Origin of the sequence: Peribacillus aracenensis (assembly GCF_025175645.1) — a bacterium.
In the GTDB taxonomy this organism is placed as follows: Bacteria; Bacillota; Bacilli; order Bacillales; family DSM-1321; genus Peribacillus; species Peribacillus aracenensis.
Genome location: NZ_JANZMJ010000026.1, coordinates 1 through 15,932, shown reverse-complemented (window position 1 = coordinate 15,932; position 15,932 = coordinate 1). Strand labels below are relative to the sequence as shown.

At 37.5% G+C, this 15,932-nt stretch carries 13 protein-coding genes; 3 read left to right on the top strand and 10 right to left on the bottom strand.

Annotation, left to right across the window (positions count from 1 at the left end):
• Positions 1 to 29: 29 nt before the first annotated feature.
• Positions 30 to 770, top strand: coding sequence for an IclR family transcriptional regulator (locus tag N0M92_RS21080; RefSeq protein ID WP_260287665.1), 741 nt, complete (start codon positions 30 to 32; stop codon positions 768 to 770).
• Positions 771 to 846: 76 nt separating this feature from the next.
• Here the strand turns inward: N0M92_RS21080 and N0M92_RS21075 are convergent, their stop codons facing one another.
• The 3 genes from N0M92_RS21075 to N0M92_RS21065 are packed head-to-tail and all read right to left on the bottom strand — an operon-like array spanning position 847 to position 2,715.
• Positions 847 to 1,095, bottom strand: coding sequence for a hypothetical protein (locus N0M92_RS21075; protein ID WP_260287664.1), 249 nt, complete (start codon positions 1,093 to 1,095; stop codon positions 847 to 849).
• Between the two features lie 17 nt (positions 1,096 to 1,112).
• Complete coding sequence (locus N0M92_RS21070) at positions 1,113 to 1,403, bottom strand: SAV0927 family protein (protein WP_076365856.1); 291 nt, start codon at positions 1,401 to 1,403, stop codon at positions 1,113 to 1,115.
• Between the two features lie 34 nt (positions 1,404 to 1,437).
• Positions 1,438 to 2,715: a Glu/Leu/Phe/Val family dehydrogenase gene (locus N0M92_RS21065; RefSeq protein ID WP_260287663.1), complete on the bottom strand. Its 1,278-nt coding sequence runs from the start codon at positions 2,713 to 2,715 to the stop codon at positions 1,438 to 1,440.
• Positions 2,716 to 3,058: 343 nt separating this feature from the next.
• On the opposite strand from N0M92_RS21065, the gene N0M92_RS21060 reads away from it, so the two are divergent.
• Positions 3,059 to 3,208, top strand: a complete 150-nt coding sequence (locus N0M92_RS21060) for a hypothetical protein (RefSeq protein ID WP_260287662.1) — start codon at positions 3,059 to 3,061, stop codon at positions 3,206 to 3,208.
• 75 nt (positions 3,209 to 3,283) lie between these two features.
• On the opposite strand, the gene N0M92_RS21055 is transcribed toward N0M92_RS21060, so the two are convergent.
• Positions 3,284 to 4,630: an APC family permease gene (locus tag N0M92_RS21055; RefSeq protein ID WP_311202588.1), complete on the bottom strand. Its 1,347-nt coding sequence runs from the start codon at positions 4,628 to 4,630 to the stop codon at positions 3,284 to 3,286.
• Positions 4,631 to 5,046: 416 nt separating this feature from the next.
• Here N0M92_RS21055 and speB point away from each other — a divergent pair, with 416 nt between their 5' ends.
• A complete protein-coding gene (gene speB, locus N0M92_RS21050) occupies positions 5,047 to 6,015 on the top strand; it encodes an agmatinase (RefSeq protein ID WP_260287661.1) in 969 nt (322 codons plus the stop codon).
• Positions 6,016 to 6,206: 191 nt separating this feature from the next.
• On the opposite strand, the gene N0M92_RS21045 is transcribed toward speB, so the two are convergent.
• The 6 genes from N0M92_RS21045 to N0M92_RS21020 all read right to left on the bottom strand — a co-directional run bounded on the left by N0M92_RS21045 (position 6,207) and on the right by N0M92_RS21020 (position 15,595).
• Entirely contained in the window at positions 6,207 to 7,271 is a 1,065-nt protein-coding gene (locus N0M92_RS21045; RefSeq protein WP_260287660.1) for a M14 family zinc carboxypeptidase, read from the bottom strand.
• Positions 7,272 to 7,523: 252 nt separating this feature from the next.
• Positions 7,524 to 8,717, bottom strand: coding sequence for a M14 family zinc carboxypeptidase (locus N0M92_RS21040; protein WP_260287659.1), 1,194 nt, complete (start codon positions 8,715 to 8,717; stop codon positions 7,524 to 7,526).
• A 1,074-nt stretch (positions 8,718 to 9,791) separates the two neighbouring features.
• Positions 9,792 to 10,508 (bottom strand): FadR/GntR family transcriptional regulator, encoded by a 717-nt coding sequence (locus tag N0M92_RS21035; RefSeq protein WP_192205259.1) that lies wholly within the window; start codon positions 10,506 to 10,508, stop codon positions 9,792 to 9,794.
• A gap of 1,118 nt (positions 10,509 to 11,626) precedes the next feature.
• A complete protein-coding gene (locus N0M92_RS21030) occupies positions 11,627 to 12,994 on the bottom strand; it encodes an MFS transporter (protein WP_260287658.1) in 1,368 nt (455 codons plus the stop codon).
• Positions 12,995 to 13,451: 457 nt separating this feature from the next.
• Positions 13,452 to 14,618 carry a saccharopine dehydrogenase family protein gene (locus N0M92_RS21025; RefSeq protein WP_260287657.1) on the bottom strand — a complete coding sequence of 389 codons (1,167 nt, stop codon included), beginning with the start codon at positions 14,616 to 14,618 and terminating at the stop codon, positions 13,452 to 13,454.
• Positions 14,619 to 14,641: 23 nt separating this feature from the next.
• Positions 14,642 to 15,595: a 2-hydroxyacid dehydrogenase gene (locus tag N0M92_RS21020; RefSeq protein WP_260287656.1), complete on the bottom strand. Its 954-nt coding sequence runs from the start codon at positions 15,593 to 15,595 to the stop codon at positions 14,642 to 14,644.
• Between the last annotated feature and the right edge of the window lie 337 nt (positions 15,596 to 15,932).

Here is a 15,932-nt window from a genome sequence, read left to right as displayed (position 1 = left end):
CTTGTAATGAAAGATAGGTGGTTTTGTTTATGCAATCGATCGACCGTGCCATGAACGTTATAAAGGTGCTGGTTTCCAATTCATCGGAAAACTGGCTGTCAATTACGGAACTTTCCCAAGAATGTGATCTTCCTGTCAGCTCCATGCATCGTTTGTTAAAAGCGATGTCCTTGCATGGATTAATCCAACAGGACGGGCAATCCAAACAATATGGTTTAGGGAATATTTGGCTCGAATATGGTTTACGTATGTATGACAAAATGGATTACATCAGCCAAATAAGGCCTGAACTGGAAAGGCTGATGAATAAAGTCGAGGAAAGCGTCTATCTTAGCCAGCCAATAGGAATGGAATCACTCGTTATCGAACGAATCGACAGTGAAAAAAGCCAAATCCGGGTTTATGACCAGCTTGGCTCACGAGTTCCTATGCATATTGGGGCTGCCAATAAAGTGATGCTTGCCTATATGCCATATAATCAAGCCAAAAAAATCGTGGATGCTCTTGTGCCAATTCAAGAAAGAGCAGCTTTTTGGGATATATTGCAAGAGACTAAAATGAAGGGACATGGAATCAGCCACAGTGAAAGAACAGAGGGAACATGTTCTGTTGCCGTGCCGATACTGAACCATTTTGGGGAAGTTCACGGTGCAGTGAGCATAGGTTTTGTCAGCTTTAACCTGACAGATGAAAGACTTGATTTCCTCATTAAGAATGTTATGGAAACTGGCAATCGGGTTTCTGCAAAATTGGGGTATAGGGGAATATGAATAAGAGAGCAGTGAAGGATTATCGGATAAGCCGAAAAAGAAGATGAGTCATTTCATCTTCTTTTTCGTTTTTATATTAATCGCTGCCGGTCACAAATAAATCTTCTTTAAAATAGGCGAGTACCTCGCCGGCCACCACTGGTTCACCCTCCAATACCTCCAATGATTCTATTTTCCCGCTGACACCAATATCTATGATTTCCACACGTCCATCTGCCTTCTTAATCTGAAATAATTGTTCCCATTCGTAAAATCTCGAATTTTTGGATATTGAAACTTTTTCAATCCTGCCTTCACATGGGCTAAGAATCACATCAACGTACATTTACATCATTCCTTCCTTCAGTATTCTTCTAAATGAAATGGGGTTTGTAATACCAACTTGAGAAAGTTTTGGAACTCATGTATATCTTCTTGTTCAATCCCAAGGGTAGGAGCCCAGTATTGATCTAAATTAATATCATTGGCACAAAGCAGGATCATTCTTCCGCTTTGCATGGAAGTCACCATTGCTTTACCGAAAAACTGGGCCGAATATACAATGGTCACATCATATCTATAATCTTGTGACAATAAGCAATAATGATGAATAGCCTGGTTTTCTTTATTTTCGGAAAGAATGTCAAAATTCAACGGATTGCCTCCTTTCTTGTAAACCCTAATTCGCTCAGAATCTGACCCAACCTCGAAGCTGGGATGCTTCTGCTATTTTGCGAATCCCTTCAATATATGCAGCCACTTTCATGTTCACGGAATATTTTTGTGAAGTATGGTAGACATTCAAAAAGCTGGCCGTTATCTTTTCCTTCAATCGTTCATCCACAAGCTCTTCCGTCCAGTAATAACCTTGGTTGTTCTGGCACCATTCAAAATAAGAGACTATCACCCCTCCTGAATTCGCCAAAATATCCGGGACTAGCACTATACCTTTATCATCGAGAATCTTGATCGCTTCCTTTGTGGTCGGACCATTTGCCGCTTCGATCAGGATTTCACATTTTAATCGTTTTGCATTTTCATTATTCACCACTCCGCTAATAGCTGCTGGAATCAGCACATCACACTCTTTTTCCAACAATTCTTGATTGGATAATGAATCTTTGTATAAGTTCGAAACGACCCCAAAAGAGTCCCTGTTCTCCAAAAGGTAAGGAATATCCAAGCCATCCGGATTATATAAGCCTCCAAGCTCATCCGCAATTCCGACTACCTTAGCCCCCATTTCATGTAAATACAACGCTAAATGACTGCCAACATTCCCGAATCCCTGAATGATTACCCGCATGCCTTCAATAGGAATCCCCTTTAAATCACATATCATTTGAAGTGTATATAATACTCCCTTGGAAGTGGCCTTTTCCCTGCCCTTCGACCCTCCTAATCTCAGAGGCTTTCCCGTAATGAATCCGGGTGAATCGAATTCCCTGATGTGATCGTATTCATCCAGCATCCAGGCCATGATTTGTGAATTCGTATACATATCAGGTGCCGGAATATCTTTTGTAGGGCCTACTATTTGACTTACTGCCCTGACATACCCTCTGCTTAAGCGTTCTAGCTCAGATGAACTCATCTGTCTGGGATCACACACAATGCCACCTTTTGCCCCTCCATATGGAAGATCGGTTATTCCGCATTTCAAGCTCATCCATCCGGCCAATGCCTTAACTTCTTCAGGAGTGACATCCGGGTGAAACCGAATCCCCCCTTTCGTAGGACCGGCTGCATCATTATGTTGAGCCCGATACCCTTGAAACATCCTTGTCTCCCCATTATCCATTTGAATAGGAATACTGACTTCCAGAAAACGCATTGGCGCTTTCAAAAAATCAAAAACCTGATCTGGATAGCCCAAAACATGAATCGCTTCTTCTAAGATATCCTGGAATTCTTGCAATGGATTATCCAATTGCCGTTTTTCAATCACCTTAATTTCCCCTGTCATTTTAGCACCTCACTTTTATTCTTATATCTTACTTAAGCAACTTTCATGCCAGCTTTGAAGATATAGTGTGGATAGCCATATACCGCCATTTGCAATCATCACTATCACACATACCATCATCAGGAAATATGTATGAATTCATAATCAATTCAGGTTTGCATATTAAACAGCGATGATTAAATACATAAAAAAACGCATCCTTATTAAGGTGTGTCAGTCGGTGACAATCAAGTTTGTTTACTGTCATTTAAGGGATTGTACAATCTGAACGTTGCCTCCAGGCACCCGCGGGCGGTCCGCCCTCTGCGCTTTGCGCCGGCTGGGTCTCCCCTGGAGGTTCGGAATGCCTTCAACCCGGACAACAAGAAGGCGTAAAATATTGTTGATTGCTGCGATGCCTGCTTTCTCTGCGATGAATGTAAAGAAGAAGGCCACCTGGACTTGGCAAGGGGGCTGTGGTCAACTATTCTCTATACATGCTTCATTCAAATAAAAAACCAAAAAGGTTTTGGAATGAATCTATTCCAAAACCTTTTGCCTTATCGGATCAGTTTTTACTAGCAAAGTCTCATAGCTGAATTTCTTCAACATGGTATTGAGGCGGAGCCTTCCGAAATGCCTTTGTGATATATAATAGATAACAAAAACCAATAATGAACCAACTTATTCCCATTATTAAGGAACTTATCTCAAGGTTGATCCAAAGAATGCCAATTGCTATAGCTCCAATTAAAGGCATTATTAAGTATTGAATACACCCCTTTATCGTTCGATGTTTCTTTTCCCGAATGATAAAATGGCTGATCACTGAAAGGTTTACAAAGGTAAATGCCATTAATGCACCAAAGTTGATCAGTGAAGTCGCTGTCACTAAATCGAAGAATAAAGCAGACAATGAAATGACTCCAACTATGAGTACATTAATGGCTGGAGTCTTCCACTTAGGGTGAATAAACCCAATCCATTTTTCCGGAAACACTTTATCACGTCCCATAACATACAAAAGACGGGAAACGCTGGCATGCGATGCTAGTCCCGAGGCTAGCGTATTGACGAAAGTCGTACAAAGAAAAATGGATTGGAATAGCTTCCCACCTACATAAAGCGCGATTTCCGGTAATGCAGCATCCGGTTCCTTAAAACGGGATATATCCGGAAAAAAGAGCTGAATAAAGAAAGATGCGGTAATAAAGATGATTCCACCCCAAAGTGCAGTTAAAAATATCGCTTTTGGAATCGTTTTTTTCGGATCTGGCGTTTCCTCAGATAGTGTCGTTACCGCATCGAATCCCAAAAAGGAAAAACAAAGGATCGTGGCCCCGGTTATTATTGCCGAAACTTCCATTCCTTCATTTACGAAAGGCTTTATCGTAAACACTTCTCCTGTACCTTCTCCATCATTTAAACCCTTGATAACAAGAATGATGAACACTGCCATGATGGCAATCTGAATTAAAACAAAAAGCGCATTAAAGTTAGCAAGTACATTGACACTCCGGAGATTGAGAATGGTGACGATTGCTACGAATAATACTACCCAAATCCATGTAGGAACCCCTGGAAATAATGCTGTGAGATAAATTTTGGTCAACAATGCATTGACCATAGGCAAAAACAAATAGTCTAACAACGAAGACCATCCCACCAGGAATCCTAAATGCGGATTTATGGCCTTTTGGGTATAAGTATAGGCAGAACCTGCAGCAGGAAAAACCTTTACAAGTTTTCCGTAGCTTGCAGCTGTAAAAAGCATCCCCACCAATGCAAAGATATAGGCAGTCGGCACATGGCCGCCCGTAATCCCAGATACAATTCCAAATGTATCAAATACGACCATGGGGGTCATATATGCTAACCCCATCATAACGATTTGCCATAATTTCAGTGATCTTTTCAATGTAACCTCATTTTCCACCTATCATTCCTCCTTGAAACCGCTTTCAAATCAGTGGGTCAATTTTTAAAATAGATAAATCTTCATGCCTCCCTCTTTTAAAAGTTTTACCTGTATACCTTAATGCAAATTCTGTGCCACATGATTTCGGATTACTCGACAAACGAAAAACGCCTAAAACGCTACTTAATTCCTGTATTCTTACCTGCACATGATTGATTTAAAGAAATGAAGTCTTGGAGCATCTCTTCATCGGCGATTCAATTCCCCATAAATTATTCGCCTTTGCATAACGCAAGCCAATGATATGCGTAAAAATCCTTATTAAATCACTTACTGTGACCTGGCATGATAATTGCATAATTAATCATCCATAGGAATTCAATTATATGAGTTTCAAAACTATTATCGTTATAAGAAAATGGAGGAATAGAAAAATGAAATATCCTTTATCCCCTGATGTTAAACCAGAGTTTTGTACCACCGGATCATTTATGCGCTTACCTTCTACAAGAGAAAATGCCAAATTGGCAGTGGTAGGTATGCCTTTTGATACAGCTGCTTCATTCAGGGTAGGAGCCCGGTTTGCTCCGCAGGCAGTCCGCCAGGCATCCATGACGTTGTTTCCTTACCATCCGATTCACAAGGTATTTCCGTTTGACGAATGTAATGCAATTGATATTGGGGACGTTTCGGTGATTCCCCATAATATACATCGAAGCTATGAGTTAATTGAAAAGGCTATGGCAGACTTGATGAAAAACGGTATCATTCCAATAGGCATCGGAGGAGATCATTCGGTAACATTGGCTAATCTAAGAGCTGCCGCCAAAATACACGGTCCTGTTGCTCTTCTTCATTTTGATTCACATACAGATACCTGGGATACTTATTATGATGAAAAATACTGGCATGGTTCCCCGTTTATCCGTGCATATGAGGAAGGCTTGCTCCAAACGGATAAAGTTTTCCAGATTGGCATCAGGGGTACGCTCAATCATCCAGGAGATATAGATTCAAGTACAGATCTAGGTTACAATGTGATAACTACGCCTGAACTGAAGAAAAGAGGAATCGAAGATGTCGTGAAGGAAGTCAAGAAAACCATAGGGGATACACCATGTTTCTTGACCTTTGATATTGATTTTGTAGATCCATCATGTGCTCCTGGAACTGGCACCTTGGAGGTTGGCGGTCTAAATAGCTTTGAAACCCTAGAGATGATACGCTCTCTGCAAGGATTCAACTTTATTGGATTCGACCTGGTGGAAGTCCTCCCGCCATACGATCCAACACAAATTACATCACTATTGGCAGCCACCATCATTCATGACTTTGCCAGTTTAGTAGCCTTACAGCTAAAAGAAGAACAAAAAGAGGAAAATTCAGCCGAAAAAAGTTTATAGAAGCAAACAGTATCGTTGAAAAGGCATCTGCATGTAGTGAGAGCAGATGCCTTTTTTCTCTATCACCTTTTATCTTGTCCTAGATTTCCTCTATAAATCATTTCATATAAACTGATGAACAAGTTCGAGCTATCGGTGTGGAAAAAATAAAAAAACACATCCCCTCTGAAAGAATGGGATGTGTCATCATTTTATTCGTCCGATTCTGCCTCAGGACGATTGGATTGTGTTGGCAGGGTATTCCAAAAGCTAGAATCAACAGTTTCTATTGAACCATCGGCGATAGCTCTGACAGCTGCATCCAAAGTGGTTATTGTTTGCTTTATTAGATAGCCATTACTTTTTTGTCCAAGCGCCACTGACTCGATATTGTGGTCCGACATACCTCGCATCTCAAAGAGCAGTGTGGCAATATCATAACGAACGGCTGCACCATTACGGCCTATATTTTCTCCAGAACCGCCATCATACTTACCAATATGCCCCCAACCAGTTGGTTCAATGGAGTTATATACAACAGCACCCAGTTTTTTTGACGCTTCTAATACTTCAGGCTTTACTTTAGCGTTTGTAGGATAAAGAATTGAACCTGAAACAAGTTCACCATCTGTTTCGCTTAGCGTCCCTTGATGATGTAGATCTATCATGTAATCTATATCGTATTTCGCAAATACATTTTCGTGTAAAGCCTTTACCTCCACTTGCATGGATTCAGTTTTTTTATCATGCTCACGGTTTAAGTCTACCCCATTTGCATTTGCCCGTGTTAAATGTCGATCTCCTTTTGCTAAATAGTCATCAAGAGGGAAATTAACATCACCCATTGCCCCATCTGCATTTAGCATGGGAATGATCAGTATATTAACATTTTCCAATAAACCTTTAGTCTTATTCGTGCCTAGATGTTTAATGAATTCGAGTGCACCTTCTGTAGTCAGTTGTTCATTTCCGTGCTGTTGGGTTAAAAATAGTATAGTAGGATTCTTAGGATTTGAAATGTATTTCGCTAAGTAAATATCCCTCCCTTTTACCGTTTTGCCGATTACTTCCAGTGCAAGCCTTTCTTGTTTAGCATCCTGCGTTTTAAGATAGCTTACCAGGCTTTCATATGTATGAAGTTTTGAAGTTGTCACTTGACCATTTCCAGCACTGGGACCATTTCCAACCGCTCCGACTGGCAGCGCAACAGCTGTAACTGCGCTTAATGTCATTAAACTAGATAATGAAACTGATAGGACTTTCTTTTTAAAATTCAATAAAAACCCTCCTTAAAATTTAATTGCGAAAAAATAACTATTACTAATATTCTGACATTTTTAACACTTTGTGTTAATAGTGTAAAATAACTATGTTTCAAATCGTTTTCTTCTGCACCATATAACTAGAAAGGAATTACTTCTACAATGGAGATATCCAAAAAAGCATTTTCTGTTTGCCGAAACCGATCAGGAAGAAAAACCAGGCGGGTACCCGTCTGGTTACTAAGTTGTTGGAACTATCAATTTTTATTATTGCCTGCCCTCCGTCAGTGGAATTGACTCGTATTGTTCCGGATTGATTTTATATACTGAGCCATCAGTAACTCCATCAATTATTCCATATAACCCTCTTTCCACTGCTTTAATAAGCATGCCTTTTTTCTTTTGGCCAAAAGACTGTGTCTGCCCTCTAACTTCAAAGAGCACTGTCCCACTTCCGTTTAAAGCAAAGGCTCCTAAAGCCGTTCCAGGAAGATTTTGGTTTTGCGGATATAAAGATATATTTCCATATGGAGAATTACCTTGTTCTTTCATAGCTTTATATACCGCTACATTCAATTGTCTGGAAAAATCATAATTATAGTTTTTGGCATATTTGGCATACTCTTGTCCTGAAGGCGAGCTTGGATCAGGAACAAATTGAGCGGAAAGCGAGTATGTGACTAAATCATCCGTTCCATCAATTTCATAATAGGGAGCTTGGTGGTGCAAGTCCACAAAAACCTCCACCTTTCCATATTGCTTCAGGAGAGACTTGTAAACATCACGCGTCGTTTGTGATTCAGGTGTTATGAACCAACCAGGGGTGGATGATTTTCCAGGGAAGTCTTTAGCTTGAGGAGTATAATTTAAATCAGGATTAAAGTCACGATTGACATCGAAACCAGGATTGGACTCATAATCGAATGATTCATTTTTGTATGTATAATAGTTCCAAGATGGATTCACTCCTGCTAACTGTGGAAACTGTTCCACGACCTCTGACCAGGTCATATCATTTCCCCGGCGGTTCAATTCAGCACCATCCGGATTCATTTTGGGCAAAGCCACCAAGGTAATTTCTTTACGAATTTTCTCCGCTTCAGGAGAATTGGTCCCCAAAAACTTCAAGACATTCAAGATGGCATCCGTACCAGTTTTCTCATTTCCATGAATCTCGCTTTGAATTAAAACGACTTTGCTACCTGTTCCCACGGTTGCTTTATAGATTTCTCTATTTCTATTGGAATATCCAGCTACATCCACTTTCACCTTACCTTGGCTAGCACTCGCAATTTGTTTTAGCTTTTTCCCTAATTCATCATGATCTGTAAAACCTGAAACCGAATAAGTTTGTTGAATGGGTGTTCCTGGGGACGTTTCATTAGCTGCAAATGTTGGTGCCGCAATACTCGCCGATAAAACAGCAACTCCTAGAGTTGAAACAATTTTCCTGTTTTTCATATTACAACAATCACTCCCTAAAAATATTATTCTATCTCATTATACAAAAGGGCAAAGTAGAAATATGTTGGAATTTGATGTCGTATTATGGATTTTAATGATCGTCCTAGTGGCCTTGGATATAGCCTGCTCAGTTATATACATAATTGGGCAAAAGAACAGGGTGCTGAATATATTACATTGGAATCTTGATTTCAACGCCTTGATACCCATCAATAAATTCAAAAAAATTCGGCTATACTATATTTTATTTTCGCTTCCAGTATAATTTTCAAGAGGGGGCTTATACTACCCTATGACGTTTAGCCTTTTTTGTACCTAAAATATCCTGCCCATGAAAGTTTGAAGTTTTGAATAAGGGTTATGAATGTACCTTTTCAATAATGTTTGCAACTTTATAAAAAAGTTGAACCGTTATTAATAAAGTTTGCTCAAAATGAATGCTTTGTTTTTTTGTATGCCGTAAAACGCTGATTCACACGATATGTTTAATCAAACATAGTTCTACTTTATAACAAAAATTATACGCAGATGTAATGGAAAAGAGTCTTAGTGGTTGAAGTATCCATAGGTATTAATAAAAATTCCATTTATACAATATAATTTTTCACCCGAATACTTTTTTGACGAGTTTCTTCTTTTAGTAAGTAGTACTAATTTTAAACTACTTTCGTATTGCTTCATTAAAGTTCGTCTTTTTAACGCCTAACTCCCTAATGTTCCCAAAAAAAGAGTAACCATTTAGGTTACTCTTTCTAAGGTTAATTGCTATTATTTTTATCTGATCATTCAAGAAAGACCCTTTTTATGGCTGTGTTTCCGGCTACTAGACTAAAATGTCAAGATAGTAAACATAGTTCCAATTGCTACATAAAAGAGTTCATATTCTGACATGCTTAAATAAGATTGGCCAAGAATTATCACCCTTTATTTCTTCTTTCCGCTAGGAATATCTAAAAGTAAAATTTCCCGTTCCTCGCTTACTCAATGATTCTCAACCGGGTCAGAAAGGTAGTAGCAGTAAAAATGCATATTTACTATGAAAAGCACAAAATTAGAATTATTTATAAAGATTTAAAGATCATCTAAATCATCTTCATCTATTCTTGGAAGTTCTGGTTCGATACCTTGGAAAATCATTTTCAATTCACTTTCTAATGAATCTAAGTGTTCTGTCATGATTTTCTCTGCATATTCAACATCTTGATCTTTAATTGCTTTAAAGATTGAAAAATGTTGGGCATAAATTGCCTTATCCATTCCACTGTATTGACCTAATTTTTCTCTTGTGATAAATAAGACCTCTCTAAATAAATCGGATGCCGCTTCCATCATTATTGAGAGAACCTTATTTTGACTGGATTTTACTATATAAGAATGAAATTTATGATCTGCAGCTACACTCTTCTGAAAATCATTTTCAATGAATGCCTTTTTCATTTCTTCTAATATTTCAGATATGATCGCCAGGTCATTACTTGTTCTCCGGATTGATGCTAATTTTATTGCTTGAACCTCAATGATTTTCCTAGTTTCTAACAAATCAAATATAGTGACACTATCCAAAGCCATTGTATAGGATAGGGTATGATATATCCCTTTCAACTCAGGTTCCTTAATGAAGGTACCACCAGCCTTCACTTCAACCATACCAAGCATTTCTAATGACTTTAAAGCTTCTCTTATTACTGTCCGGCTAACCTTTAACTGTGTAGACAATTCGCGTTCAGATAGCAATCTATCTCCTGGTGATAACCCACCTTCAAGAATTAAGTGTCTAATTTCCTCCATTATTTTTACGTAAGACTTTACTGGAGACTCTTTACTTAGTTTAATTTTCAGTACCCCCTTTTATTCTCTTAATAAAATATCTTTCTATAGTTTTTAGCTATAAACAAATTCAACTTTCAGTCAGACCAGGGAGTTATTCCCAATTATTATACGAGACATCTAGTGATATTTCAAAGTATTTCATATTATTCAAACTATTTCTAGATTTTTTTTATGACATAACTTTTATATTATAAACCTGCAGTTAAATAAACACCAAAAGCACAAATAAGCCGCCAAATATTTGCTCATTCGTTATTTCACCCATCAATAAAAAAAGCAAGAAATTGCAGTAAAGGTAGGAATTAAAATCAAAAGAAACTCCTGACTCATTTAGTCCGATTCCGATTTCTCAAACTGATACATTCCGTAATAAATAAGAAAATGCACACGGGAAAATAATCATATAGCTAATTCCAATTATTTTGCCACTGATTAGGCAGATTCAAACTCTAATATTCCACACAAGTATCACATCCTAACATAAAGAGGAGTATCTCAATAGTTTTGGGGTTGGTCATCTCAATAATAGGAGTATTAGTTATATGGATACAGGAAACTTGTCTGAGTTTTTTATACTAAGGATAAAAAAGGTACCCTTTTTATTTACTGGCCAACTATTTTTGGGCAGGTAATTTTATTTCTGGAACCTATATCTTTTCGTGGATGTCTCCAATCTGGACCACTTTCGCACGTTGGTTGTTAACATTGGTTTTATTATTAATAATTGCTTATTTTAGAAAAAAGCCTAAGTGGGAGGGTTATAACGTACTCCTTTTAACAGAACTTGAGCATATCACGGTAACGAATGCCGATTTAGTTAGTGCTTTACAACCAGGATTCCCCCCTTTTAGGGAGTATCTTTCCGAATCAAAATTTTCATATAAAAAGGAGTCATCCTAAACTTATAAAATAGCTTTGTATCGCTACTATGTTAAGAAGACTCCTAATTTTTTTGAATAATGATAAAGTGTTATCTATCTTTATAAAAAGAGAGAAAGCAGACTTCTTTTATAGTCTGCCATGTAACTTCATTTTTCATTTTTTACTTTCAAAATTTTTTAAAAGTTACGTTTCTTTTAATAGTTTGATACATCCTCTTTATCATCCATTTTGCTCGCTTCATCATGGCTCGCTTCTTCTAAGCTAAGGTTCTTTGTTTCAGGTGCCATAAAGACGGATACTAGTAATCCGATAACGTTCAATCCTGCTGCTAATAGCATCGTGGGTCCAACTCCAAATGTTGCTAAAGCAATTGGTAAACCGAATGTTCCGACTGAGGCACCGATTCTAGTTACTGTTGTAGCAAAGCCAACTGCAGTTCCTCTAATTTCTGTCGGGAATAGTTCATTTGGATAAGCCCATTCAAGAATAGCAGGAGCTCCTGCGAAAAATGCATACATAAAGAACAAACTAACGATGATCCAACCGCTTGCTTCAGGTGCTAACCCCAGACCTAGCAGGGCGATTGTGGTAAAAAAGAAGCCCCCGATACAGAGAGATCTCCGTCCAATGCGATCAATAAAGAACATAGAGACCGTACACCCAATTAAAAACATGAATGAAATTAATGCCGATCCAATATGGGACAAATCCCCCTTATTTAAATTAAAGGTTTCTAACAAAGTTGGTGCAAATGTATAAATCGCAAACATCGGGATTAATTGAAAATTCCAGAATAGCATGACAAAAATCGTACGTTTTCGATAGGCGGGCGAAAAGAGTTTCATGAGACTTGGTTTTTGAACTGGCCCTGAAGGAATATCTTCTAGTGTCGTGGATTCCCCATAGATATTTTTCATGATTCGTAATGCCTTTTCTTTCTGTCCTTTGCTTAAAAGCCATCTTGGTGATTCAGGAGTATTTAAACGCATAAATATAACAATTAATGTAGGTATAGCACTTGATCCTAACATCCATTTCCAAGCATCCGGTCCTAAGTTTAATAAAAAGTAGCCTACAAAGTAAGCGACAGTTGCACCCAAATACCAAGATATAGTAAGGAATCCGATCATTTTCCCTCGATATTTCTTAGGTGCAAATTCCGTTAACAACGAGGTGGCAATTGGATAATCAGCCCCTATGGCTATGCCTAACAACACTCGGATAATAAATAGCTGTTCGACATTTGTTGCAAATATTTGAAGTATGGATAAAACAAGAAATGCTATTAGATCCAAACGATACATGCTTTCCCGACCAATCCTATCCGTTAGATAGCCGAATATTATTCCACCAATGAATATTCCAATTAAAGCAGAAGAACCCAGTAGCCCGTTCCATAAACCGTTGATTTCAAATGATTGATTTAATGGGATTAAAGCCATTGCAACGATGCTAAGTATATAACCATCAAGAAAAGGACCACCTGCTGTAAATATTGTTAATTTCATGTGGAATTTGGTTAATGGTGAATCATCAACAATATTACGCGCTTTGGTTGACATTACTATTTCCCCCTTTGAATAAAAGGTTTCTTTTTTTCTTCATAATAATTTGCGCGGCTTCATTTCTTTTTTTGTTCCCGTCTTTCAAAAATCTGTCTGGATGAAAGATGGTTAAAATGAATTTTGCAAATAGTCAAGAATTACAACACTCTCAATAGCTTGTATGATTTAGAAATACATTATGAAGAACTAAGAAGGAAAAGTAATGCTTTACTGGATTAAGGATTTTCGTTATTAAATTGACAAACAAAATCGCATTTTTAACGAAAACCCATAAAATATCAACGAATTATTGGTAAAATACTAAACAGAGCCCCATAAATAATTATTTCCAATGATATTGAACCAAAGCAAAGCGATTTTCAGTACATCAAATTAAATACGTTATCTGCCAGTAACTCATTTTTACTAATATCGTAAAACGTAATAGAACCATGTTGTATTAAATATTTTCTATTTACAAAGTATGTTCAACCTTATTCGAGTATACTTCCATACCTCTTAACGCTAATTCTTTAAAGAATGTAGCGGTTTCAATACATTTTTCCGGGGGATATACACCTTTTCGTTTAACTTGGCCCGTTGCAAGCATTTGAGCCACAATGGAAGGAGGTACAGATGTTTTCAATGCTCCTGCGGGAATATTCCATTTCTTTTCACTCCCAACATAAACCTCAACTACAACTTTCTCTTTCCGACCATTTTTTTCACCTGTTACGTCAACACGAGTTACACTATACTGATCTTTATCCACTTTTGGTTGTATAAGTTGATTAGCAACAGTTAGTAATGCTTGCCTTGGAGATACCTCAACCCCACCCATATTAATAGGTTCCTTACTACCAAATCCAAGCTGAACTAAAAACTCCACTTTCTCATGGAACTCCCTTGGAAGAGCAATGCTGAAGGTAGTATTTTTACAACCCTGGTCTTTAAATGAATCATAGAGTGTAACGGGTTCAGGATGAATTGTATATACAGGATTTGCAAGGCCAATCGGTTCCTTAAATTCAACAGGCCTAGAAATAAGTGGATCAATTTTAGTTATTTCACCATCTTTCACAATAACCGGATTTAAAGTATACTCGTCGATAATAGTATCTAGCATATATGGTGTAACTAACGGAGAAGAGTATTCTGTAAAATCCTTCATAGCAATTGTAATATCAATATCAGATACTGTATCTAACTGTTCTACCCCAGCTAATGCCATCATATTTGAAATTCCAGGGCCACTTCCCATTCCAAGGACGGCTGTGATCCCGTTTGCCTCAAATTCTTCTGTCAATTCAAGTTGTTCTGCAGTTTCTTTTGGCCAAGCACCAAGGTCTACATAATTGACTCCCGCCTTTAATGCTGCCCTGGTTACATTTGGACATAGAAAAGCTGGACCGCTATTGATAATAACATCAAAGTCTTTAATGACATTGGCAGTTTCTTCTTCGTTAAGGACATTAATCTGCTTGGCTGTTAAACGTGGATCTCCGATTTGCTTAGCTCTTTCTTCTGCTTTTTCTATTAAAATGTCAGCAACCATAACCTCTGTAACTTCATCATTTTCTAACAAATCATAAATTGTCCCTAATGCTTGGATTCCTGCTCCACCAATAACTATAATTTTCATCTTAATTCCCCTCTCTTAATAAACTAAATAACAACATTTTGATTGATTCCATTAAAAAATTGAACTAGATTATTTATTGCTATAATAAAAATTTCTTTTGAAGCCTCGGGTGTATTAAATGCAATATGCGGAGTAAGAACTACATTTGATATTGATAGCAGAGGGTTATTTTCCAAAATAGGTTCTTCATCAAAAACATCAATACCAGCGCCTGCAATTCGTGATGAAGAAAGAAATTCAACTAATGACATTGTATCGATTAATTCTGCTCTTGATGTGTTAATTAGATATGACTCTCGTTTCATCAGTGAAAGTTCCCTTTCGCCTAATAGTTTTCTCGTTTGTTCCGTTAACGGCAGATGGAGTGAAACAAAATCTGATTGTTCTAGAAGCGTTTCTAAGCTAGTAAATGTTACACCTAATTTTAGGGCTCTTTCTTTATTTGGGTTAAAAGTCCAACAAATGACATTCATGCCAAGTACCTTACATAATTCAGCCATTCTCTGCCCTATTCCACCCAATCCAATCAAACCGATTGTTTTTCCCTTTATCTCCATGATCATATTGGACTGATCCCAAATCCCTCTTGTTACATTTTGGTGATTTCGGTTAATATTTTTTGCTAGCGAAAACATTAATGCTAGTGCATGTTCTGCAACTGAATTATCTGCATATCCAGGGGTATTTGTAACTGTAACGCCTCGAGACGCTGCAAATTTCAAATCAATGAAATTAGAAGCACCAATCCCGGTAAATGAAATGATTTTCAATTTAGGGCATTTAGCAATAACCTCATTCGGTATTGACCATCCTAGAAGTATCCCATCGGCATCCTTTACCCTGTTTACAAACTCTTCTTGAGTTTCAGGTCTTCCTTCATAAACACGAATTTCGGCAAATTGTTGTAATGGATCGAGAAGTTCATCCGTTAGTAATTTTTTAAATTGCGGATCTGCATCTGGATATACTATTAACACCTTTATCACCCCCTTACCAACTTCTCTACTAATTTAGTAAACTTTAATTAGCAGATATAACTGAAATGGCAGTCTTTAAGTACTATGTTTTCAGGCTTTCTTTTTAGATATAGTAAAATATCCTTTTCTTCTTTTTTTACATCGTAGATTAGAAGGGAAACCTGATTAGGTGAAAAAATGGACTTTCCCGTTTTCTTTAATATATCAACCCCTCTCAAGGTGAAAATTTAAAATGAGAACGTTTACATAAAGCTGTAATTTACACTGTTAAGTTGGTCTGACCATGGAATACCATAATTATATAACAGAAAATTCCATTAGTCAAAATATTTTTAAT